Origin of the sequence: Microcoleus sp. FACHB-1515, from assembly GCF_014696105.1 — a bacterium.
GTDB lineage: Bacteria > Cyanobacteriota > Cyanobacteriia > Elainellales > Elainellaceae > JAAUTJ01.
Genome location: NZ_JACJPO010000061.1, coordinates 70241 through 93298, shown reverse-complemented (window position 1 = coordinate 93298; position 23058 = coordinate 70241). Strand labels below are relative to the sequence as shown.

The 23058-nt window shown below is 52.2% G+C and carries 20 protein-coding genes and 1 tRNA gene; 12 read left to right on the top strand and 9 right to left on the bottom strand.

Features of this window, described 5'->3' with window-relative positions:
- Positions 1-151 precede the first annotated feature (151 nt).
- Genes H6F67_RS21125 through H6F67_RS21115 form a run of 3 tightly spaced genes read right to left on the bottom strand, consistent with a single transcriptional unit; the run spans position 152 to position 3011 of the window.
- Positions 152-724 carry a hypothetical protein gene (locus H6F67_RS21125; protein ID WP_190768617.1) on the bottom strand — a complete coding sequence of 191 codons (573 nt, stop codon included), beginning with the start codon at positions 722-724 and terminating at the stop codon, positions 152-154.
- A 42-nt stretch (positions 725-766) separates the two neighbouring features.
- The gene (locus H6F67_RS21120; RefSeq protein ID WP_242020740.1) at positions 767-1531 is read right to left on the bottom strand and encodes an ABC transporter ATP-binding protein; all 765 of its coding nucleotides are present in this window, start codon (positions 1529-1531) and stop codon (positions 767-769) included.
- Positions 1521-3011: a branched-chain amino acid ABC transporter permease gene (locus tag H6F67_RS21115; protein ID WP_242020739.1), complete on the bottom strand. Its 1491-nt coding sequence runs from the start codon at positions 3009-3011 to the stop codon at positions 1521-1523. The genes H6F67_RS21120 and H6F67_RS21115 overlap by 11 nt, the downstream gene beginning before the upstream one ends.
- 228 nt (positions 3012-3239) lie before the next feature.
- On the opposite strand from H6F67_RS21115, the gene H6F67_RS21110 reads away from it, so the two are divergent.
- On the top strand, positions 3240-3767 hold the full coding sequence (locus H6F67_RS21110) for a GAF domain-containing protein (RefSeq protein WP_190768616.1): 528 nt from the start codon (positions 3240-3242) through the stop codon (positions 3765-3767).
- 147 nt (positions 3768-3914) lie between these two features.
- Here H6F67_RS21110 and H6F67_RS21105 read toward each other — a convergent pair whose 3' ends face one another.
- Positions 3915-5522, bottom strand: coding sequence for an NAD(P)H-quinone oxidoreductase subunit 4 (locus H6F67_RS21105; protein ID WP_199304554.1), 1608 nt, complete (start codon positions 5520-5522; stop codon positions 3915-3917).
- A 442-nt stretch (positions 5523-5964) separates the two neighbouring features.
- Here H6F67_RS21105 and H6F67_RS21100 point away from each other — a divergent pair, with 442 nt between their 5' ends.
- The 3 genes from H6F67_RS21100 (at position 5965) to H6F67_RS21090 (ending at position 8212) form a co-directional block, all read left to right on the top strand.
- Positions 5965-7446, top strand: a complete 1482-nt coding sequence (locus H6F67_RS21100; RefSeq protein WP_190768615.1) for a glycosyl hydrolase family 57 — start codon at positions 5965-5967, stop codon at positions 7444-7446.
- Positions 7447-7512: 66 nt separating this feature from the next.
- Positions 7513-7584, top strand: a tRNA-Gln gene (locus H6F67_RS21095).
- A 292-nt stretch (positions 7585-7876) separates the two neighbouring features.
- Positions 7877-8212: a YbaY family lipoprotein gene (locus H6F67_RS21090; protein WP_190768614.1), complete on the top strand. Its 336-nt coding sequence runs from the start codon at positions 7877-7879 to the stop codon at positions 8210-8212.
- 31 nt (positions 8213-8243) lie between these two features.
- Here H6F67_RS21090 and H6F67_RS21085 read toward each other — a convergent pair whose 3' ends face one another.
- Complete coding sequence (locus H6F67_RS21085; protein WP_190768613.1) at positions 8244-9041, bottom strand: PhzF family phenazine biosynthesis protein; 798 nt, start codon at positions 9039-9041, stop codon at positions 8244-8246.
- A 376-nt stretch (positions 9042-9417) separates the two neighbouring features.
- Between H6F67_RS21085 and H6F67_RS21080 the strand changes: the two genes are divergently transcribed.
- On the top strand, positions 9418-11106 hold the full coding sequence (locus H6F67_RS21080; protein ID WP_190768612.1) for a hypothetical protein: 1689 nt from the start codon (positions 9418-9420) through the stop codon (positions 11104-11106).
- Here H6F67_RS21080 and glyQ read toward each other — a convergent pair whose 3' ends face one another.
- A complete protein-coding gene (gene glyQ, locus H6F67_RS21075; RefSeq protein ID WP_190768611.1) occupies positions 11107-11991 on the bottom strand; it encodes a glycine--tRNA ligase subunit alpha in 885 nt (294 codons plus the stop codon).
- A gap of 149 nt (positions 11992-12140) precedes the next feature.
- Positions 12141-12773: an HPF/RaiA family ribosome-associated protein gene (locus tag H6F67_RS21070; RefSeq protein WP_190768610.1), complete on the bottom strand. Its 633-nt coding sequence runs from the start codon at positions 12771-12773 to the stop codon at positions 12141-12143.
- A 166-nt stretch (positions 12774-12939) separates the two neighbouring features.
- On the opposite strand from H6F67_RS21070, the gene H6F67_RS21065 reads away from it, so the two are divergent.
- The 5 genes from H6F67_RS21065 to H6F67_RS21045 all read left to right on the top strand — a co-directional run bounded on the left by H6F67_RS21065 (position 12940) and on the right by H6F67_RS21045 (position 19235).
- Positions 12940-14235: a pitrilysin family protein gene (locus H6F67_RS21065; protein WP_190768609.1), complete on the top strand. Its 1296-nt coding sequence runs from the start codon at positions 12940-12942 to the stop codon at positions 14233-14235.
- Complete coding sequence (locus tag H6F67_RS21060; protein WP_190768608.1) at positions 14236-16125, top strand: glycosyltransferase 61 family protein; 1890 nt, start codon at positions 14236-14238, stop codon at positions 16123-16125.
- 10 nt (positions 16126-16135) lie between these two features.
- Positions 16136-17764, top strand: a complete 1629-nt coding sequence (locus H6F67_RS21055; protein WP_190768607.1) for an AMP-binding protein — start codon at positions 16136-16138, stop codon at positions 17762-17764.
- 71 nt (positions 17765-17835) lie between these two features.
- Positions 17836-18303, top strand: a complete 468-nt coding sequence (locus H6F67_RS21050) for an NfeD family protein (RefSeq protein ID WP_190768606.1) — start codon at positions 17836-17838, stop codon at positions 18301-18303.
- Between the two features lie 119 nt (positions 18304-18422).
- Positions 18423-19235, top strand: coding sequence for an SPFH domain-containing protein (locus H6F67_RS21045; protein WP_190768605.1), 813 nt, complete (start codon positions 18423-18425; stop codon positions 19233-19235).
- A 95-nt stretch (positions 19236-19330) separates the two neighbouring features.
- Here H6F67_RS21045 and H6F67_RS21040 read toward each other — a convergent pair whose 3' ends face one another.
- Both H6F67_RS21040 and H6F67_RS21035 read right to left on the bottom strand, forming a co-directional pair.
- Positions 19331-19945, bottom strand: a complete 615-nt coding sequence (locus tag H6F67_RS21040; RefSeq protein ID WP_190768604.1) for a TetR/AcrR family transcriptional regulator — start codon at positions 19943-19945, stop codon at positions 19331-19333.
- A 140-nt stretch (positions 19946-20085) separates the two neighbouring features.
- Entirely contained in the window at positions 20086-20955 is an 870-nt protein-coding gene (locus tag H6F67_RS21035; RefSeq protein ID WP_190768603.1) for an MBL fold metallo-hydrolase, read from the bottom strand.
- 79 nt (positions 20956-21034) lie between these two features.
- Here H6F67_RS21035 and H6F67_RS21030 point away from each other — a divergent pair, with 79 nt between their 5' ends.
- Both H6F67_RS21030 and H6F67_RS21025 read left to right on the top strand, forming a co-directional pair.
- Positions 21035-21640, top strand: a complete 606-nt coding sequence (locus tag H6F67_RS21030; protein WP_190768602.1) for an HD domain-containing protein — start codon at positions 21035-21037, stop codon at positions 21638-21640.
- Between the two features lie 65 nt (positions 21641-21705).
- Positions 21706-22842, top strand: coding sequence for a peptidylprolyl isomerase (locus H6F67_RS21025; protein WP_190768601.1), 1137 nt, complete (start codon positions 21706-21708; stop codon positions 22840-22842).
- Positions 22843-23058 lie beyond the last annotated feature (216 nt).

The following is a 23058-nucleotide window of genomic DNA, read 5'->3' as shown; positions in this document are numbered from 1 at the left end:
TTCATCCAAGCTTTCGTCAAGCCGAACTGAGGGGACACCCACCCTTACAAAGACACACGCAACGACTGCTGTTAGTCTGAACCATCTGCCTTGCACCGATTCGAATTTGGTATAACTTTGGGAAGTGAAGTCGAGCGATTCGCTGCGGATACTACCAATTCCAATCGGTGATGTCGATCGTTTCTTGAGAACGAGTATCTGTAACCTGAATTTCTAAACCGATCGAAGCTGGCGCAAATTGATACACATACCGACCTGTAAACTCATCACGCGGACGCCAAAACCTCCATTGCTGCAACTTGCAATATTCTTGCTCGCCTATCATCAATCCTCTTTGATGATTTTGCGCCACGACTGACGCCGCTGCCTGAAGAATCGTGACGGCAGCTTCAACTTCAGTATTTTCTTCGACTGAATGGGTAACACGAATTAGGCAGGTTGATGGTTTAATCTGCAATTTGTACAGGCACGGATTGCCGCCAGAAGCACCGTAGTAAGGTCTGATTATTCCTTGCTCTTTTTTTGCCCTTAGAAGTTGAAGCATAAAATCATCAAGCTGAAAGCGACCCCGAAAGCTGCCCGTCTTGACTTGCTCATCAAAAACAATCTTGTCCCAAACAGCTTGCCACCGATCGATTTGATCAGAAACTTCTGCTGAAAAAGAAAAACATCGAACGTATGTTTTTCCATGAAGTTCATAAGAAGTTTTATAGACAGTAATCATCTGACAAACTCAATAGGTGAAAGCGAATGACTCGCCGCCGATCTACTGTCCCAAATACGCTTCGAGGACGCGCTGATCGGTTTGAATTTCTTCGGGTGTGCCGTCGGCCAGATTGCGGCCTTCCGCCAGAACCCAAACGCGATCGCACAAAGACATAATCACGTCCATATTATGTTCGATCACGAGGAACGTTAGTCCTTCCTGGTTGAGGCGGCGAATGTGGTCGCTGATTTGATTGATCAGCGTTGGGTTGACTCCTGCTGCGGGTTCATCGAGCAAAATTAGCTTGGGACGCACCATCAGCGTGCGAGCCAATTCCAGCAGTTTGCGCTGTCCGCCCGAAAGCGATCCGGCGTATTGGTGCGTCATATGGGCGAGGCCGACCGTTTCGAGAATTTCGATCGCCCGTTCCCGCTGCCGCAATTCCTCTTCTCGCACTTTTCGCGGCTTCAACCACACATTCCAAAAGCGCTCACCGGACTGATGCTGAGCCGCCAAGAGCATATTTTCCAGAACCGATAAGCGCGACAGCACACGAGCCACTTGAAAGGTGCGAACCAAGCCCTGCTGCGCGATTTGGTGCGACTGGAGTTGCTGAATCGGTGCGCCATCGAAAATGACTTCGCCGCGATCGGGCTTGATGAAATTCGACAGCAAATTAAACAGCGTGGTTTTTCCGGCTCCGTTGGGGCCAATTAGTCCGGTGATGCTGCCTTGGGGAACGGCGATCGTGGCATCGTCAACGGCACGAATGCCGCCAAAGCTTTTCGACAGTCCGTTCGCCATCAGTAAAGCGTTATCGCCCAAGCGTCAATTCCTCCTTTTTGCCCAAAATGCCTTGCGGTCGCCACATCATCAGCACCATCAGCAGCAGGCCGATTAACATAATCCGAAAAGCGCCCTGCTGAGCATCCGTCAGCGGCACGATGTCTTCAAGAATGAAGCGTGAGCCGTTTTGATATGCCCAATAGATCGCCGCACCCAGCAGCGTTCCGGCATTGCTGCCTGCCCCACCCAAAACAACGATCGTCCAAGCGTTGAACGTCACCAGCGGCATAAAGTTATCCGGGTAAACGGTCGTTAGCTGCCACGCATACAGCGCTCCGGCCAGTCCCGCCAGCATTCCCCCCAGCATCAAAGATTGCAGCTTGTACCAGAAGACGTTTTTACCCAGCGCCTTCGCCACCTGTTCATCTTCACGAATCGCTTTGAGGACACGACCCCAAGGCGATCGCACCAATCGTTCTAAGCTCCAATACACGATCGCCGTCAGCACGATCGAAATAAACATCAATCCCGTTTTGGTCGGACTCCGGTAGGTGTAGAGCGCACTGACCAGATAGCCAAATACCCACAGTCCCGTCAGCGTGATTGCCGTTGTCGTGAGCAGCGCGATCGCACCTGACCACGCGCCCGCTTCTGCCGAAAACCGCTTCGTCATCTGCCGAGCTAACCAATTGTAGAACCAGGCGATCGCACCCAGCCCAACGACGAGAACGAGGCTCGCCGCCCAAGGTGGTAAAAGGTTGGCTTGATTGAGCGATCGCATCACGGTCATGAAGACCGACAAAATTAATCCGAGCGAAACGAGATAGCCCAGTACCAAAAGCGAACTGCGAATCAAGCTCGATGACGGAATTGACTTGAGCCGCTGCCGCAAATTTCGCCAAAGCTGCCAGCCGCCCAATCCCAAAATTGCCGTCAAAATTGCGATCATGCCAAACCGGACGATCGCGGGCGGATCAAAATCTTCCAAGGGCAGCGCGAACCCTTGCAGGCCAAACGATCCCTCAGTTAGCCACTCTTCATTCAAGGCGATCAAGCGAATCATTTCCGATACGCCGATCGTGACGATCGCCAAATAATCTTCGCGCAATCGCAGCGTCGAAGCGCCAATCAGCAGACCAAGCAGGGCGGCCAAAATCATGCCCACGATCGCCGCAATCCACAGCGGCACACCGACTTCAGCCAGCAGCACGGTTGCATAAGCGCCGATCGCCATAAACGCCACATGACCGAAATTCAGCAGCCCGGTAAAGCCCCACTGCAAATTCAATCCCAACCCAAAAATCGCAAAAATCGCCGTGAAAATCACGATCGAAACCAGGTAGCCTTCCATGCTGTGCAACCGTGCGCCGATATGGACATGAATTGTACTGTAGCGCGAGGAGGAGCGATCGGGTGTTGGTGGAGTTGGGGGGTGCGTTTGAAAAGTCCTGAGATGGCGGATAACCTGCGCTCCGGTACGAATCAGCTTTGCTGGCCGCGCAGCGCTCTTTGCAGGCATCGATCCCCCTAAATCCCCCTTAACAAGGGAGACTTTGAGGGGTGGTTCAGCTCCCTCCTTTTGTATGGGACTGGGGAGGATTACTGCCTTTTCATCCACACCTCAGCCTTTCGGGTTCGGAAACCAGACGTAATCAAAAGACGGCAAATTCGTCCGCAGAGAAATTTGCTCAGATCAGGCGATCGTGTAATCTAAAGACGCAATTTTCCAGTCGATCGCGCTTCCAACATGTCTACCGAAACCTCCTACCCAGACAGCCTAGAGCAGATCTTCGCCGCCAACCGCGATCCTCAAACCACCTTCACTGCTTTGCTTCCCGCCCTCTGCGAAGTCCTGCAAACCGATCGCTGCTTCCTCTTGGTGCGCGACCCCGCTACCCGAATGCACCAGAACTTGTGCTGGCGACGCCGCTCTGACCTGCCCGACACTAGCACAAACGGTTGGGAACCCGAAGAAGAATGGGAACGCGAAGACCCGATGTTCGCCGCCGCATTACGAACAGATCCCTCAATTTTTGTGGAAGACATTGAAACCACCAGCGCCGACATTCTCAACGTCGAATTTGAGCGCAACATGGGACATCGCGCCCTCGTTCACGCACACATTGCCCAAGCCAACCAGCTTTGGGGGATTCTTCAGCCCGCCGTGTTTGGACGATCGAGAATCTGGAGCGAATTCGATCGCGCCGTCATCCTTCAAACCATCGATAAACTTAGGCCGCTCGTGATTCCCTACGTTCAGCAGTGCGCTCCCTAAACTCTCAACACCCATCGGCAGACGCTCAACCCAAATCGCTCGACTCAGCCGATCACACTAAGCGTTAAAGCTGGACTGAAGAACGACAAAAAAGCAGGTGCAGCCTCAGCCACACCTGCTCAGTTTCAAGAAGCGTTTCGTTGATGACTACTTGCCAGCGCTAGCAAGCTCTTTGGTTTCTGCGCCGAGAATCGAAGGTGCGATAATCGTCGGGTTGAACAGGCGGATCGGCTGCTCAGCCACGATCGGCAGGACGTTACGCACCTCGCTCGCCACCGCAACCGTTTTCGCATCAAACAAGCCCGTTGCCAGTTTCGGATAAACGCCGATCGCGATGATTGGCAGCACGAGACAGGCGACGATGAAGCCTTCGCGAGGACGAATGTCAGTAATCTTGAACTGCTTAAGCAATTCGACATTTTCCTTGCCGTAGAAGACTTCGCGCAGCATCGACAGCAGGTAGATGGGCGAGAGGATGACACCGACTGCGGCCAAGAAGACGACCGCCGCTTTGAACGGAACGCTGTAAGCGTCACTGGTGCTGAAGCCTAAGAAGACCGTCAGTTCACCGACAAAGCCGCTCATTCCAGGCAGACCAAGGGAGGCCAAGGAACCGATCGTGAACAGTGCAAAGGTCGTCGGCATTTGCTTGGCGATGCCGCCCATCTTGTCCATCGCCAGCGTGTGCGTCCGTTCGTAGGTGACACCAGAGAGGAAGAACAGCATCGCGGCGATCAAGCCGTGCGACACCATCTGCAGAACCGCTCCGCTGATGCCCAAGGTGGTGTAGGAGGCGATACCCAAGAGGACAAAACCCATGTGGGCGATCGAAGAGTAGGCCATGCGGCGCTTCAGGTTCGTTTGAGCAAAGGCAGTCAGCGAAGCGTAGATGATGTTGACGACACCCAGAACCGCGAGGACGGGAGCGAAGTAGACATGAGCATCCGGCAGCATTTCCATGTTGAAGCGAATCAAGCCGTAGCCCGCCATCTTCAGCAACACGCCTGCCAGAATCATCGAAACCGGAGCAGGCGCTTCACCGTGAGCATCGGGAAGCCAGGTGTGGAAGGGGAAAACCGGAAGCTTCACGCCAAAGGCCAGCAGCAGAGCACCGTAAATGACCAGTTCAAAGGTGAGCGAATAATCTTTGATGCTGAGTTCCTGCATGTTGAAGGTGAAGGTGTCACCGTAGGCGGCCATACCAAAAGCAGCCAGCAGAATGAACAGCGAACCCGCAGCCGTGTAGAGAATGAACTTGGTGGCGGCGTATTGACGCTTGGCACCGCCCCAGATGGCAATCAGTAGGTAAACGGGAACCAGCTCCAGTTCCCACATGATGAAGAACATCAGCAGATCTTGGGCGACGAACACGCCGATTTGCGCGGCGTACATCACCAAGATCATGAAGAAGAACAGGCGCGGCTTGTGCTTGACTTCCCAAGCAGCCACGATCGCCAAGGTCGTCACCAGACCGGAGAGAACGACGAGCGGCATCGAGATTCCGTCAACGGCCAGCGACCAGGTGAGGCCGATTTGTGGAACCCAAGCGTAGGATTCCATCATTTGGTAGCCGGGAATGCCGATGCTGTAGTTTCGCCAAAAGCTGTACAGGATGAAAGCCAGTTCGGAAAGGGCAACTCCAAGGGTGTACCAGCGGACAGTCTTGCCTTCGTTATCGGGTAGAAGCGGAATTGGCAAGGCCGCAAGTAGCGGGAAAAGAACGATCGCACTGAGCCAAGGAAATTCAGTAATCATGGGAGTCAACCCCAAAACGATGTGGATATGCGGCAGAAGTTGCACTTTTGTCAGTCGGCAACTCGCTTGTCTTTGCCAAGCCACGAGTGAAGCTGCGGAACGAACGGTTCTCCTGCAAAGAGGCGAAAGCAGATGGGAAGGGAATCAGACCAGAAACGGAAATAGACTCCGCAACGTAAACTAGCTTCTTGGCAAATTGATCAAGCACTTGAGCAGTAAAATTCCTTTAAGTGAGAATAATTACCTACTAAACTTATCGTACCCCAGTTCTGTGAAGTTAGGTAAAGTTCCATCCCAATCTATTACAAGTTTTTGCGAAGTGTCACCATAGATTTTTCGATCGGTAAGATTAAACGCCCTAATCGATGTTGCGAAGCGTCAAGAAGTCGGCTGTGATCGGCGCGATCGTGCCATACCTAAGAAGTTGCGCTTTCACAGGTCTATGGTTTCCTCGCCTCCCGACACCCGATCGCTCCCGGAATCGATCGACGGTCTACCCAATATCTGCGGCCACGAAACGGACTTGCAGCGATCAAAGCTCGACTCGGTATTTTTGTCGCGATCGAATTTGCGACTGGAGGACGTGAAGGCGACGTTTGCGATCGCGCTGCACATGCACCAGCCGACGATCCCCGCTGGCACAGACGGCGAATCGATCGGCCACCTGCAATATATGTTTGAGCATCCCCATGAAGGCGATAACCACAATGCCGCGCCGTTTGCCTGGTGCTATTCGCGCATCGCGGATTTCATCCCGGAACTGGTGAGTCAGGGCTGTAACCCGCGTGTGATGCTCGACTATTCCGGCAATCTGCTGTGGGGACTCAGGCAGATGGGGCGCGGCGACATTCTGGAAAACCTGAAGCGCGTCACTTGTGAGCGGGACTATCAGCCGTATGTCGAGTGGCTGGGAACGATGTGGAGCCATGCGGTCGCGCCTTCAACGCCGATTCCTGATCTCAAGCTGCACATTCAGGCGTGGCGGCATCACTTCGCGGCGATCTTTGGCTGGGAGGCGATCGATCGCGTCCGAGGCTTCTCCCCGCCCGAAATGCATTTGCCCAACCATCCCGACACTTTATATGAATTCATCAAAGCGCTGAAAGAGTGCGGCTACGATTGGCTTTTGGTGCAGGAACACTCGATCGAAACGCTGGACGGTCAACCGCTACAGAATCGACATCTTCCGCATCGGCTGATTGCGCGGAATTCTCACGGAGAATCGATCGCTATCACTGCCCTGATCAAAACGCAAGGCTCGGATACCAAACTGGTCGCCCAGATGCAGCCGTACTATGAGGCGAAAACGCTCGACAGGCGCACGATTAACGGCATCCGCATTCCCGCGATCGTCACGCAGATTGGCGATGGCGAAAATGGTGGTGTGATGATGAACGAATTTCCGGGCGGCTTCAAAAATGCCTGGTACGAAATTGCCAGTCAGGACAATCGCGGAACAGTCGGCGTGACGGGAACCGAGTATCTAGAACTGATTACGGCTGCGGGCGTGGGGGAAGCAGATTTTCCGACCTGTGAGGCGATCGGGCAGCACCAAATTTGGCAGCGGGTTGATCCGGATGCGAGTTCGCCGGAGGCGGTTGAGGAGGCGATCGCGCAACTCAAACAGGAAAATCCCAACTTCCACATGGACGGCAGTTCTTGGACAAACAATTTGAGTTGGGTGCGCGGCTACGAGAACGTGCTGACGCCGATGAATCAGTTGAGTGCAGATTTTCATCGAGCGATCGATCCGCTCCTCGCTGCCGATCCCACACTGACGCAGCAGCACCGCTACCGCAACGCCCTTTTGCACAATCTTTTGCTACAGACAAGCTGCTTTCGTTACTGGGGTCAAGGTGCATGGACAGAATACGCCCAGGAATTTTATCGGCGCGGTCAGGCAATTTTGCAGCATGATTTTTAGCACCCGCCTCAGAAAACGGCTTGACACAATCGGCTAAGGAACTGTTAAGATAAACAAGGTTCCTGATGGGGTGTCGCCAAGTGGTAAGGCAGCGGGTTTTGGTCCCGCCATTCCTAGGTTCGAATCCTAGCACCCCAGTTTGTAAGAAGCATCGTTTGCGGTGTGGCTCTTTCCCGTCACATCGGCAAACTTGTGTCAAAATTTTGACGGCGCGTTTTGTTTCCACTGTTTGTTTTCACTGACTGTTTGTCTTCACTGAAAGCCGCAAGCAAAGCTGCCTGCATCCTCGATCGCCTGTCCTCTCGCTGTTAACCTTCGTTGCTTACAGCAGGTTTCGATTCTGCCAAGATACAGCGCCTTGTCGAAATGCGAGGTTCTGTTTCACGCAGCCGTTTGTCCTCTTTGCATCTGCTTGGATTGCTTTGTTTCCATGTTTCAAGGAACCGTTACAGGTGTGATCACCTGCCGCCAACCCATTTTGCTGCCGTTCAACGCGGCGATCGCCATCCACCTGCAAGATGTCAGCCTCGTTGACACGGAGGCGATCGATCTTGCCACTGAAAGCTTTATCACCGCAGGCCAGCAAGTCCCGATTCCGTTCGTGCTGGACTACGATTCGACCAAGATCAATCCACAGCACACCTACGCGCTTCAGGTGCGAATCACGGTGGACGGACAGTTGCGCTTTTTGAACATGATGGCCTATCCCGTCATCACGCGCGGCCACCCGACAACGGTAGAAATAGTCGTCGATCCGGTCAGCTAAGGGAAAGCAATTTTAGCCGGATCGATCGACCCTACACCAGTTCGCCGCGCATCACGGTGACGGCTTGACCGCCTAGCAAGACGCGATCGCCTTCCTGCCGAACTTTGACAACGCCACCTCTGGCCGAAGCTTGATAGGCGAGAAATTCCGATTTTCCTAAACGCTCTTGCCAGTAGGGAGCCAAGCAGCAGTGAGCATAACCCGTCACCGGATCTTCGTTGATGCCGACGCCCGGAGCGAAATAGCGCGAGACAAAATCGTATTCGCTGCCGCGACTGGTGACGATCGCTCCGCGAGTGGACAGCTTCAGCATCCGCGCAAAATCCGGCTGAAGCTGGCGCACTTCTGCCTCGGTTGCCAGTTCAACCAGATAATCGTCTTGATTTTGGCGCGTCCGGTGGCGTACTGCTTCGGCGTGGGGAATGCCCAACGCCGCCAGTAGATCATCTGGTGGTTCAACAGGCTGCATCGGCTGAACCGGGAAATTCAGTTCGATCCAGTCAGCGCGGCGATCGGCAGTCAGCAAACCGCTTTTGGTGTGAAACCTGGCTTGCCGATCGATCGTCAAATGGCCTTCACTCCACAGCACATGAGCGCTTGCCAACGTCGCATGACCACACAGCGCCACCTCCGCAACAGGTGTAAACCAGCGCAAATCATAGCCATCCGATCGCGGCACGAGAAACGCCGTCTCGGACAAATTCATTTCCAGCGCGACATTTTGCATCCACTCGTCGGGCTGAGGCGCAGCCAGAACGCAAACCGCAGCCGGATTTCCACCAAACGGTTTGTCGGTAAATGCATCGACTTGAACGATCGCTTGTCGCATATTTTCGATTCACAAACAGCAAGATTTAGGTTAGCGCGATCGCTCCGGCCACAGAAGGTACAAAAACGCAGCGATCGAGCTAGAACAGTAGATACCAAGTTTCACATTTCCCATAATTGAAATTCCATTTCACCGATCGAGCATTGCACTGAAACTAGATTGAAGCGTCGCGGATACATTCATGTGTAGCTTCAGCACAAATGCAGCGCTTGATATAAATTGTTTGGAAGTAGCAGATCACGCGATCGAACGAGTTCAACGTCTGGTTTAGGATCATCTACATCGCAATAACACTGGAAATTTATTATGTCAAATGGCTAAACCGTCGATCGATTCTAAGTTGTCCAATCGCCAAAAAGTCTTGAATAGCTTCATCATGTTGCTTTTGGCAGTCATTGTTTGGCTGGCCTACTTTTCTAACAGCCAGCAGTTTTCGCTCTATCGAGAAGATTTCAGCCGTGTGCCAATGGCGATGCAGTGGAATTGGTCGCAGATTTGGCAATATTGGCAGCAAATTTTCACCGTCATGGCGGATACAGAAGGGCGGCCACTCCATCCCGGACTGATTTATCTTTTTTCTCATTTAGGATTTCAAGTGGGTGGTTTATCCGCCATGTATGCGATCGCCTATTTGCTTTATTTGCTGAATGTTTTGGTGTTTTATCGGTTGATGCAGCGATCGACAAAAAACGCTTTTTTTGCATTCACCAGCACTCTTGGTTTCGCGCTGTTTCCGGTCAACACCAATCACGCTTGGCTCACCAGCGCTTTTGGAATTCTACCTGCATTTTTCTTATTTCTAATTGCCTCCCATTTATACTTGTCCAACAGCAAAAGAAATCGCATCTTTTCCTATTTACTTATTTTCATTTCGGTATTTTGCTATGAAAAAGTCTTACCGCTGTTTTGGGTCGCTCCGCTCCTCAAGCCGACCTGGAAATGGCAAGCGCGATCGCGGCGAGAACTGCTAAGACACACGGCAATTTTGATCGCATTACTGCTCGCTGCTTTGATCATTCGCAAACTGGCAGGTGAAGGTCGAGTGAATCGATTCTTAGATGATGATGGTCTCTTACAGGTGTTGCTGGCAGTGGCAATTGGACCGCTCATTACCATCGTCACTTTTGTCTTAAAACCGCTTCAAACGCTGACGATGCTGGAAGTGAAATGGCTTGTTCCGATGGGCTTACTGTTAGTGGCGATCGCTTACGGGCTAGCTTATTTGCAACCAAAATATCAAGCTGAATCGTTGCCTGTTGAAGCAGATTATTCTCAGCATCAGTTTTCTCAAATTTGCTGGCGATTGTCGATCGCTGGATTTGCCTCGCTGATTTTGGCGTATATCCTCACACTAACTGGCTCTCCGGATGACATTTATCAGGTGAATGGACGAGACTCACTTGTACACGTAGCTGCGGTATTTGGAGCAGCAATTTTGTGTGGTTGCACCTGCTGCGCGATTCAATTGGCCGTGAGTCGCAGTTCACGATCGATCGCCACAGTTGGGCTAGCTTTGTTTTTTACGCTGCTGATTGCGACTGGATTTCGAGTTCAGCGAGACTTCATTTCGATCGCCCAATATCAGCGCACCTTTTGGACAGATGTTTCTCGGCTCTGTCCCGATATGACGCGAAGAAGCATCATCTTGATTGACTTTGATCAAGACCCCGCAGGACTCGCGCAAGTACTGAGTTTTAATCGTCACTTTCCGCGTTTATTAGGCGACATCTACCAATTTCCGCCTGGATGGATGAATGACGAAGATTTCGCCAAAGCAGTCCAACCCAAAACTTATCGATTAGACAATGGCTGGCGAAAGCAAATTGCGGTAGGCGATGGTGTCCTGCAAATTACCGACGATCTGGCAATCGATCAAAGAGATTTGCCCGGACGAGTGAGAAGCGATCGCGTCATCCTGCTGAAATCTGAGCAAGGCCGACTTTCGCGTCAATTTGAGCCGCTCGTGCTGAACGGTCAACCGTTTCCTTTGAAGCAAAATCGATCGCAACTCAAAGAGCCGCCGTTTCGCCCCAATCTATTGTTTGATCTGTTGATTTCGCCTTGATTAAGCTACTTCACTGGGAACTGCCAGCAGCGGAAATCCAAGTTCTTCACGCTGCTTCAAATACAGATGAGCCACCTGCCTTGCAAGATTGCGAATTCTGCCGATGTATCGCACTCGTTCGGTTACAGAAATGACGCCTCTAGCATCTAGCAGGTTGAAGGTGTGGGAGCATTTCAGCACATAGTCCAAGCTGGGCATCACGAGTTTTTTCTGAATTAGTTGTTCAGCTTCTTGCTCATACAAACCGAAGAGAGTGAAGAGGCGATCGGCATCGGATGCTTCAAAATTGTAGGTGGACTGTTCAATTTCGGCTTGAAGCTGCACATCGCCATAGGTGAGGCGATCGTTCCACTGGATATTGAAGATCGAATCAACATTTTGCAGATACATTGTGAGGCGTTCTAAACCGTAGGTAATTTCGATCGAAACCGGACGGCAATCGATGCCACCACACTGCTGAAAGTAAGTAAACTGCGTCACTTCCATGCCGTCGAGCCACACTTCCCAACCCACACCCCACGCGCCCAACGTTGGCGATTCCCAGTTGTCTTCCACAAAACGAATGTCGTGATCTTCCGGTGCAATTCCTAATGCTCGAAGTGAATCCAGATAGACCTCTTGAATATTACCTGGTGAGGGCTTAATTAACACCTGATACTGATAGTAATACTGGACGCGATTCGGATTTTCGCCATACCGTCCATCAGTCGGGCGGCGACAGGGTTCCGGATACGCGACCGACCAAGGTTCGGAACCGATCGCCCGTAAAAACGTATGCGGACTCATCGTTCCCGCGCCTTTTTCCGTGTCGTAGGGCTGGACGATGACGCAGCCGCGATCGCTCCAAAACTGATTGAGCGTTGAAATTACCGTTTGAAAAAGCATCGATCGATCTCCATTTCTCCTTGTTGATTGTCGCGTAAGTTGGCGACATCTGGTGCAGTCAGAAGAAGCGATCGATCGAGTTCCTGTTTCAGTTGAATCAAGCGCAGAAGAGAAATCTTGCTTCTGCGCTTGATGGTTACCTGTTCAAATTATTTCCAGTCGAGCGGCACTTCGATCAGCGTTTCATCTGCTTTTCCGGCTCGCGCTCCGGGTTTATCAACAATTTGAACGGTTGTTGCATGAAGGCGACCTTCTTCATCTTCGATCGCTTCAAAGCGAACGCCCGTTCCGACTGCAAGGCGATCGAAATCATTGTTTGCAACGCTATTGGCATTGAAGTGAACATCTTCACCATCGAGCGTTTTTAAGAAACCATGTCCTTCTTCAGGAAACAGTTGAGTGATTAGCGCAGTGGTGTCGTATGCACCGTCATTGAGTTGACCGCGATCGTGTTCCTTTTGCTGTCTTGATAAGTCCCTCAGTTGCCGCCAAGCTTTAGAAAATGCATCACGAATCACGGCTTCCAATTTGGGAAATTGCTTGTTATCACCGAGATTAGTGCTTTCAAATGCGAGTTCATGTCCGGGCGGCACGGTGATGTCGAGACGGACACGATAGGGCGAGCCGTGCTTGGGACGATCGCTTTCTTTTTCGATCGCCACATGACAACTGCTGATGTGATCGCAAACCTGCTCTAGCTTGGCAATTTTTTCATTCACCAGTGCATCGAGCGCATCGGTTTTTTCAATGCCTCGATAGGTAATTTCAGGTGGAATTTTCATAATGATGCTAAAACGTTTTGTCAGTGCATTTGTCTTCAGGGTATCGATCGCCACTGTACGAAACTTCTTCCGGTTGGAAGAGACGCGATCGAATTGAGAAGCATCCTTTCCACTCAGCGCCAACTGAAACGCCTAAACTGGAAAAAAGCCTACTTGTTAAAACTCAATGCCTCTTCGTTCTTCTGCGGCACATCTGCTCGCCAATCGCACGATTCACCGCGCTGTTCTTGACAATGGCCTGACGATTTTGGCCGTTGAAAATCCGGCTGCGGATATTGTTGCCGCTCGCATCTTCATCAAAGCCGGAGGCCGCTATGAATTGCCTCAGCAGGCGGGCGTGTCGCATCTGCTTGCAGCAGTTTTGCCCAAGGGAACCGATCGCCTTTCAGCCCAAGCGATCGCGGAACAGGTCGAGTCGGTCGGTGCGAGTTTGGGCGCGGATGCCGCTGCGGACTACTGTTTGCTCAGCTTGAAATCGGTGTCGAGCGATTTTGCCGAACTGCTTGATTTGGCCGCGCACCTGCTGCGATCGCCGTCGTTTCCCGTCCACGAAGTTGAGCTAGAGCAGCGGTTGACTCTGCAAGGCTTGCGATCGATGCAGGAGCAGCCTTTCTCGGTGGCGCATCAGCAGCTCCGGCAGGCAATGTATCAAGATCATCCCTACGCTTTGGCGAGCTTGGGGACGGAGGAAACGATTGCCAATCTCACCCGCGACGACTTGCAGCGCTATCACCACACTTACTTTCGGCCTGACAATCTGGTGATCAGCATCGTCGGGCGAATTGTGCCGGATCAGGCGATCGCGCTGGTTGATGCGATGTTTGGCGATTGGACAAATCCCAGCTTGGAAGTGCCCCCTCTGCATCTGAGCGCGATCGATCCGCAGCCGCAGGCGATCAGCACCGTTCAGGACACGCAGCAGGCGATCGTCATGCTCGGCCATCTTGCCGCTTCCGTCCGTGACCAAGACTACATGGCTTTGAAGCTGCTCAATACCTATCTGGGCAACGGCCTGTCGAGCCGTTTGTTTGTCGAACTGCGCGAAAAGCGCGGCTTAGCTTACGAGGTTTCTGCCTTTTACCCGACGCGCCTCGATCAATCGCAGTTTGTGGTCTACATGGGCACTTCGCCGGAAAATGCCGCGATCGCTCGTGACGGACTGTGGCAGGAGGTCGATCGGCTGACGACAACCGCGCTGGAGCCGGACGAACTGCAAGCCGCCAAAAATAAACTGCTCGGTCAGTATGCGCTCGGCAAGCAGACCAACGCCCAGATCGCGCAGATCTTCGGCTGGTACGAAACTTTGGGGCTGGGAATTGAATTTGATTTAGCGTTCCAAGAGGCGATCGCTGCGGTCACTGTTGAAACCGCCCAAGCCGCTGCCCAGCGCTATTTTGGCGAACCGTATATTTCGCTGGTTGGCCCCGAAATGGCGATCGAACAGCTTGCACTAGCCGCATAAATGGACGCCGAACAGTGGCTGACCGCTGCCGAATATGAAGCGGCGATCGCTCAAGACCCCACCAACCTAAGGAACTACTGGCAATTGGGACTGGTTTTGCTACGCTCCGGGGAAGCAGAACTGGCGCAAATGGTTTGGATGAGCGGATTGGCTGAAGCGCAACCGGCGGATTTCGCTGACTTAATCGCGCTGCTGGAAGCCGCTGCCGATCGCGCTTTTGCTGCCCAAAAGTTTGCCGAAGCCGCCTTGATTAGCGAGCAGATTTTGCACCTAGATGGCGATCGTGCCGAGATTTATCACCGCTTGGCGCAAGCTTTGGCACAACAAGGTGAATACGATGCGGCGATCGAAATGTGGCAGCAGGCGCTAGCGAAGCTCTCCCAAGGAACCGCGCTTCAGCCCGATCTTGTCGATGCTTATATCGAACTGGCCGACATTCTTCAGAAGTTTGAGGATTGGCAGGGGGCGATCGAGGCTTATACTGCTGCCCTTGCGCTTGCGCCCAGTGCCGAGCTAGCTGTGCAACTCGGACGCTGCCAGCTTCAGATCGGAGAAATTGAAGAGGCGATCGCCCACTTCCAACAAGCCGCACAACTGCAACCAAATTGGGCAGTTCCTTATGCGGAATGGGGTTATGCCTTGTTGCAGAAAAATTGTTTGACTGAAGCAAGATTACAGTTTCAAAACGCGATCGATCTGCTGCCACCAACTGAGCTAATCGAACGGCTCGATCGCAGCTTTGCTAATTTGCAATCTCCGCCCGCTGCAAATTCGAGCAAAGCGATCGATCTGTCAGTCGCGCCGCCGCTCGGATTCCATGAATCTTCTGCCGCATTTTCAGAAGCGATCGAGCCTGCTTCTGTGGTGAAATTAAAGCCGCCAAAATCGATCGACTTCAGCATTCATTTCAGCTTTCGCTTTGGAGAATCGATCGAACTTCCCGGAATGTTTGTCGCCGCCATACCGAACGGGCGATTCTGGATCAGCGAAGATGAAACTAGCTGCGTTTGCATTGCCGCTGACAATCGATTTCTACCCGAACTTTCGCCAGAATTTCCGATTTTTAGTCCCGGTCATCCTGACAACCATCCAAGCCGTCATTCGATTCTAAAATCCGCTGGCTTACCACCTGTTGAAAAGATTGGTGGATCGATCGCTATCCTTTCTAGCCTGCAAAATCATCTCTATTTTCACTGGATGTTTGAGGTTTTGCCGCGCTGGAATTTGTTACAACGCAGCGGAATCAATTTGGATTCAATCGACTACTTTGTTATTCCAAATAATCGATCGTTCCAGCAAGAATCAATCGAAAAGCTAGAAATTCCTCAATCTAAAATCCTCGACCTAAAATTCCACATCCAAGCCGATCGCCTAATCGTACCTTTTCCAGGCTGCATTGCCTGGATGAATCGATCGACCTGCGATTTTTTGCGATCGACTTTCCTGCCTGCCAATCCAACGCCTGAGAAGCGCTTGTACATCAGCCGCAGCCAAACCACAAATCGGCGTGTCACGAATGAAGCAGAGATTCTTGAATTACTAACGCCATATGGCTTTGAATCTGTGACACTCGAAGCACTGTCAGTTTCCGAGCAAGCGGCTTTGTTTGCCAGCGCTACGGTGGTTGTAGCACCGCACGGCAGCGGACTCACAAATTTGGTGTTTTGTCGATCGAAGACAATCGTAATCGAGCTATTTTCACCGAACTTTGTGTATCCTTGCTACTGGTTTTTAAGTAATTTAGTCGAACTTGACTATTACTATTTGCTGGGAGAAATGCCGCTGGGTGCAAGCGTACAGCGTTGGCTTTTTCCGGATGCGCGAATAGAAGATATTTCGATCGATCCGCGCAAACTGATTAAGCTTATGCAGATTGCAGGCGTGATTTAACTAAACTGCCGTGAACCTCGTTGAAATTTTGCAGCAGCAGGCGATCGATCGTCCTGATGCGATTGCGATCGTGGCGTCCCGGAACGGTATCGTTGCTCATCGTCAATCCATCACCTTTACTCAACTTGCCCAAGCTGCCAATCAAGCCGCCAATTTTCTCCAGTCAGTCGGCTTAAAATCCGGTGATGCCGTGTTGATTTTTCAGCCAATGTCGATCGATCTTTATGTTGCGCTGTTGGCGATTTGGCGTTTGGGAATGGTGGCTATGTTTGTTGATCCGGCTGCTGGAAAAGATCACCTCGATCGCTGCTGCAAGCTGTATCCACCCCAAGGTTTAATTGCTAGTTCTAAAGCGCATTTGCTGCGGTTTCGAGCGCCCGCTCTCCGTCGAATTCCTCACAAGTTCGCGATTGGTTTTCCGGTTTGGGGTGCGAAGCGCTGGGCGATCGCTGCTGCTCAAAATTCCTCAGTTGAGCCTGTCGTGGCCGAGACGCCTGCCCTAATCACCTTCACCAGCGGCAGCACAGGACAGCCGAAAGCGGCACTACGGACACATGGTTTTTTGCTGGCTCAGCATCAAGCGATCGCTTCTTCTCTGCAACTCAAACCTAACCAAATCGACCTAACCACGCTGCCGATTTTTCTTCTTGCCAATCTCGCATCCGGCGTGACGAGTGTGATCCCCGATGTCGATCTACGCTTTCCGGGGCGCATCAAGGCTGACAAGGTGGTGCGGCAAATTCAGAAATTCCAGCCACAGACGATCGCCGCCTCGCCTGCTTTCCTGTCTCGACTGGCGGACTACTGCGATCGCCACAACCTGAAATTAACGAGCTTCGACCGCATCTACAACGGTGGCGCACCTGTCTTTCCGCGACTGCTCGATCGCCTCCAAAATCTTGCACCAGAGGCGGAAGTTTACGCGGTTTATGGCTCAACCGAAGCGGAACCGATCGCCCACATCGCCTACCGTCAACTTCAGTTTGAAGATTTGATGGCGATGCAGCAAGGCGGAGGTTTGCTGGTGGGTAAACCTGTTGCGGAAGCGGATGTGCGGATTTTGCCGCAGACAAAGGATGCGATTTTGCCGCTGAGCCGTGAGGAATTTGGCGATCGCTGCCTGCCGCAAGGTGAAATTGGCGAAATCGTCGTGGCTGGCGATCACGTTTTGTCCGGCTATCTGCACGGTCAAGGCGATGCGGAAACCAAGTTTCGTGTGGATGGGCAAGCGTGGCATCGGACTGGGGATGCCGGATATTTTGATTGGCAGGGGCGGCTGTGGCTGCTCGGTCGCTGTAGCGCTCGCATTCAAGATGAACTTGGCGTGCTGTATCCGTTTGCGGTGGAGGCAGCGGTGGCGCAGAATCCGGCGATCGCGCGATCGGCACTGATTCAAATTCAGGGGCAGCGGTGGCTGATTGTTGAAGCGCAAGCTGCTGGGATCGATCGACTTCAAGAGAATTTAGCTTGGGCAAAAATTGACCGCATTTTGCAGGTGAAATCGATTCCGGTCGATCGCCGTCACAACGCCAAAATTGACTACCCAACTTTGTATCAATGCGCTCAGCAATGGGCGAAGCTCTCTCCAAATCCACCTGCAAAATCTGTCTACTCACAGACCGCAATTTCCAAACTCTAAGCTGTAGTTAAAATAGGAGACTTTCCTGGTTCATCTTTCTTCAATTTCAGGCGTCTGCCGGAGTTCCTACCGTGTTATTTCTCCAACAGCTTTTGAGTCAGCCACCTCATGTTTTGTGGCTGCTGACAGGTTTGGTTTTTCTGGTGCTGTGCATTCCGATCGCAGAGCCGAGCATTGCGGCATTAGGACTCGCTGCTTTAATGACTGCGCTCGTTTCGCTTTACTTTCCCTCGGTTTTGATTCAGATCATCGTTTGGGGAATTTTGGCCGTTGCGAGCGCGTTGATTTTTCGCGGTTTGGTTCCGAATCGTTCGCCGCAGCTTGATCCATCTCCGGTTGCCGAAGTGTCTGAAACGATTCCTCCTGGCGGTGTGGGTGAAGTGGCTTATGATGGTTCGCTGTGGCGGGCACGCTGTCAAATTTCCGATGTTGAACTGCGAGCAGGTCAGCCTGTGCATGTCGTCAGTCGGCAAGGCAATACGCTAACGGTTTTGCCTGCAACATTTCAAGATCAAGCGGTTGTCGATCGCACAATCTAAACTAAAATTAAGCAGCTTTGAGACCGATTCAAACTTGTTATGCTGAATCGGTCTATTGATGCGATAACTGCTAGATAAATCAGGGGTAAAAATTCCCCATTGTTGGAGGTCGATCGACTATGCAGCCTACGATTCTTGCTGCTCTTGCATTTCTAGTTTTTGGCGTTACGGTCGGTTCGGTAAAAATTGTCAACCAGGGCAACGAAGCACTGGTCGAACGGCTCGGACGCTACAACCGCAAGTTGCGTCCGGGACTCAATTTAATTGTGCCGCTCATGGAGAATGTGGTTTTGGAAGAATCGCTCAAAGAGCGCGTCCTTGACACGGAACCGCAAGAAGCAATCACGCAAGATAGCTTGGCGGTTTTGGTCGATGCCGTGATTTATTGGCGAATTCTAGAGCTTGAGCGGACGTTTTATGCGGTGGAAGATATTGAAACAGCGCTCAAGAATTTGGTGCTGACGGCGTTGCGATCGCAAATCGGCATGATGAAGCTGGAAGAAACCTACGCTTCTCGCGGCCAAATTAATCAGGCGCTCTTGCAGCAGCTTGATGGCGCAACCGCAACTTGGGGCGTAAAAGTGACGCGCGTGGAAGTGCAGCAAATCACACCGTCTAGAGCAATGCTGGAATCGCTGGAGGCACAGCGGGCAGCCGAAAACAAGCGCAAAGCCGATGTGTCCGAAGCAGAAGGCACGGTCGAATCGATTCAGCGCATCGCCAAAGCCTTGAAGGAACAGCCCAACAGCCAAACCGTGCTGCAATATTTGCTGGCTCAGCGCTACGTGGAAGCCAACTTGAGCCTCGGTCAAAGCGCCAACTCCAAAGTCATCTTTATGAATCCCAAAGACCTGACTGAGGGAATTGCCGATTTCATTGGCGGCGATGAACCCAATGGCGGCGGCGACGGCGAAGGTCCCAAGCCCACCTGAATGAAGTCTAGATTTGCGCTGGGGGTTGAGTCGTTTCGCCCCCAACGTTTTTCGTGTATTGGAAGCTGTGACCGCAATTCGATCGCAACGTTGCGCTATTCCCGCGCCAACACGCCATTTAGGAAAATATCAGCCAAGCCTTCCGCCATTTCCTGCATTTCCTGCGGCGATGAACCTTCGGCCATGACGGTGTCGCGGCTGAATCCGGCGACTGTGAACATACCTAAGAAAACTTGTGCCACGATGCGCGGATTAGTTTTGCGGTAGATGCCTTTGTCCATTGCGGTTTGGAAGAAAGCTTCGGCCACGTCGGTCATTTTGGCGATCACGTCGGACTGAATTTGTTCGCGCAAATCCGGGTGAAACTGCGCTTCCATGAAGCAAACGCGCAGCATGTCGGCGTTTTGGTGGAGGTTGAGCATTCGCCGCCGCATCACTTGAGCGATCGCCTTGTAGCTGCCCATTTCGCTCAGTTCCGTCAGCAAATCGGTGAGAATTTCCACCCAGCCCTGCGTCGCCACTGCCACCAAAATTGCTTTTTTATTTTCAAAGTGGCGAAACAGCGTTCCTTCAGCAACGCCTGCCGCCTGAGCGAGATCGCGGGTCGTTGTGCCATCGAAGCCGCGACGAGCAAACAATCGCTGAGCCGCTTGCAGAATGCGAGTTTGCGTTTCCACTTCGGTTTGCGGGGCGCGATTGAAAATTTGCATGGTAGCTGATCAAATTTGTGTAGCGTTATTGTCGAGGATCGAAGTGCCAAATCCGCAATTTGTTCACAGTTCCTCATGAAATTCTATGATTGCTGTACGAAATCGCAATCATTCTCTAACCATCGCTTTAGAATTCGTCGCTAATTTGTCATGTTTTTTAAACAGCGCTGCATCTGGTCGCGCATCGTGACTCGATCGCTCGAAAATCGCCGTCCATGTCCGGGCAATACCCACTCGAAATCATGTTCAGCGAGTCGGTGCATCGATCGCACCAGTTCCGGCCAAGAATACCAGCACACATCTTCAAAGGCGATTAGCTGCTGCATTTGTTTTGACCAAGCGAGATGATCGCCCGTGAATAGAAACTTCTGGCTATAGAGCAAAACCGTGTGGCCTTTCGTATGTCCAGGAACCGGAATGATCAGCAAGTCGGGAGCCAGTTCGATCGCCTCGGTTCCAGTGAGTTGAATTTCGACGGATTGTGTACTGCGGGTGATGTCGTCTTGATGGAGAATGCGATCGCAGCCGAATCGATCGTGAAACTTTTGATGATCGGCTACATCATCACGATGCGTCAAATACAAATAGCGAATGCCGCCCATTTGTTCAATCTTTTCAACGAGCGGCGGCGCAAATCGAGGTGAATCCACCAAAATATTGCCTTCCGGACGCACAATTAGATAGCTGGCTGCGCCATAAGAATTCTCGGCATGATAGCCGCAGTGATACACATTTTCTGCGACTAAAATGGGAAAGCTTTGCTGAGCGATTTTGATATCGGTTGGCTTTTCAACTGTGCCGATCGAAGCGGTTGGACAAGCCAGCAACGCCTGCATCGCTCGTAATCTTTCCGCTTCATTTTCGGGCTGATGAATCACTGCCGATTGTTCGCCGATGCGTCCGTAAACTTCGGGTGTCATCCAGCGGCAGGTGTCGCAGTCAATGCAGCTTGAATCCACGTAAAAGTCGCCTTCGAGATTTTGCGATCGCCGCTTCGTAAGATGTGCCATTGGAGGAAAAAATTGCGGATAGCTCGATCGTAGCGAATCAAAACGATAACCTGTTGGAGGTGTAAATAAACCGAATGAAATGATCGATCGACTGGCTCAACAAATTCAATTCATCCTCGAAATTGACAAGCTCAAAACGATTTTGCGACAAACGCGACTCGCAGACGGATCGCGACGGGAAAACAGCGCAGAACATTCGTGGCATTTGGCTTTGATGGCAATTTTGCTCAGCGAATATGCGGCAGAAGCGATCGATCCCCTGCGCGTCGTCACCATGCTGCTAATTCACGATTTGGTTGAAATCGATGCGGGCGATACGTTCGCGTTTGATGTAAAAGGAAACCTGGATAAAGCAGCGCTGGAATTGGCGGCGGCCGATCGAATTTTCAATTTATTGCCTTCAGCTCAAGCGGCGGAATTGCGATCGCTCTGGGAAGAATTTGAAGCGCAAAACACAGCGGAAGCGAAATATGCGGCGGCACTCGATCGACTCCAGCCGCTTCTGCTCAATCAGCAAAATCAAGGCGGCACTTGGCGCGAACATGGCATTACCAAGGCGCAGGTGATCAAGCGGGTGGAACCGATCGCTACTGCCACGCCGGAACTGTGGCCGCTGGTCGAGGCCGTGATTGCCCAAAGCATTGCAGCAGGCTATCTGAAAGTGGATCAGGCGCTACCAAAATAAAGGATGCGCCCGACTGTGGCAAGATTAAACATGGATTTCCGCCCTCGATCGAGCCATCCATTTTTATGAAAAGCCTGTTGAATCGCTTCAAAGCTAAACTTGTCGTCGCGATCGCTGTTTTTGCTGCCGTTGCGATCGCGCTGGGCGGAGGTCATGCCGCTGCCGCGCCACTGGCTGTTGCCGCGCCACTCATTGCCAATTTGCCGACGGGCAACCCGATTACGGATGGTCGCGCTCTGCTGCGCTATGCCTTGCCGATCGATAATGCTGATGTCCGTAAGCTGCAAGCGGCGATCGAAGAAACCTCGGACACGCTGCGGGTCAGCCGCAAGAAGTTGAGCGCGATTAAGAGCAATTTGACGCAGGCCGATCGGATTGTTTCGGCGCGGGCAAATGATTTGCTCAAGAGTGTGCCGGACGATCGCAAGGCGGAAGGTGAGCAGCTAATTGAGCAGATTAAGAGCGAACTGGCCGAGATGCGGGCGGGCGTGGAAGCGAACGATCGCGAGGCGGTTTGGCAAGAGCGCAGTCATGTCTTGAGCGCGATCGGGCTGTTGGAAGAACTGATGGTGGATGGATTTCCGTTTGAGGTTCCCGCTGAATACAGCAATTTGCCGCAGCTCAAGGGTCGGGCGACGATCGAGTTTCAAACCGATAAGGGTGCGATCACCGCAGTTGTGGATGGCTATAGCGCTCCGGTGACGGCAGGGAATTTTGTCGATCTGGTTCAGCGTGGCTTTTATGACGGGCTGGAATTCACTCGCGCTGAGGAATCGTATGTGCTGCAAATTGGCGATCCACCTGGAAAGGAAGTCGGTTTTATTGACCCGGATAGCGGAAAATACCGGGCGATTCCGCTCGAAGTGCTGGTGAAGGGTGACAAGGAACCAACTTACGGGATTACTTTGGAGGATGCGGGACGTTATCTGGATCAGCCTGTGTTGCCATTTTCGGCGTATGGGGCGTTGGCGATGGCGCGTCCGGGGGATGATGTGAATGGCGGGTCTTCGCAGTTTTTCTTCTTTCTGTTTGAGCCGGAGTTGACGCCTGCGGGGGCGAATTTGCTGGATGGGCGGTATGCGATTTTTGGCTATGTGACGGAAGGGAAGGAAGTGCTGGAGAAGCTGAAGGAAGGGGATAAGATTACTTCGGCGCGGGTGGTGGATGGGTTGGATAAGCTGGTAGAACCGCAGGCGGCGTAAGGATTTTTTGCGGCTTGGATCGCTTTCGATTTTCCGAACCTTGGCGGCCAGGGGTTTCACCCCTGCCTCCAAACCTCCCACCCCACCAAAGGGTTTCACCCTCTGGACTCCCAAAGGTCTTACTCGTGAGCGTCAATGTGGCGCTACGCATTGGCTTACCCGCCGCGTCCCTCGTGCTGCTTACTTTCCGCTAACCCTAATTCCTAACCTCTCACG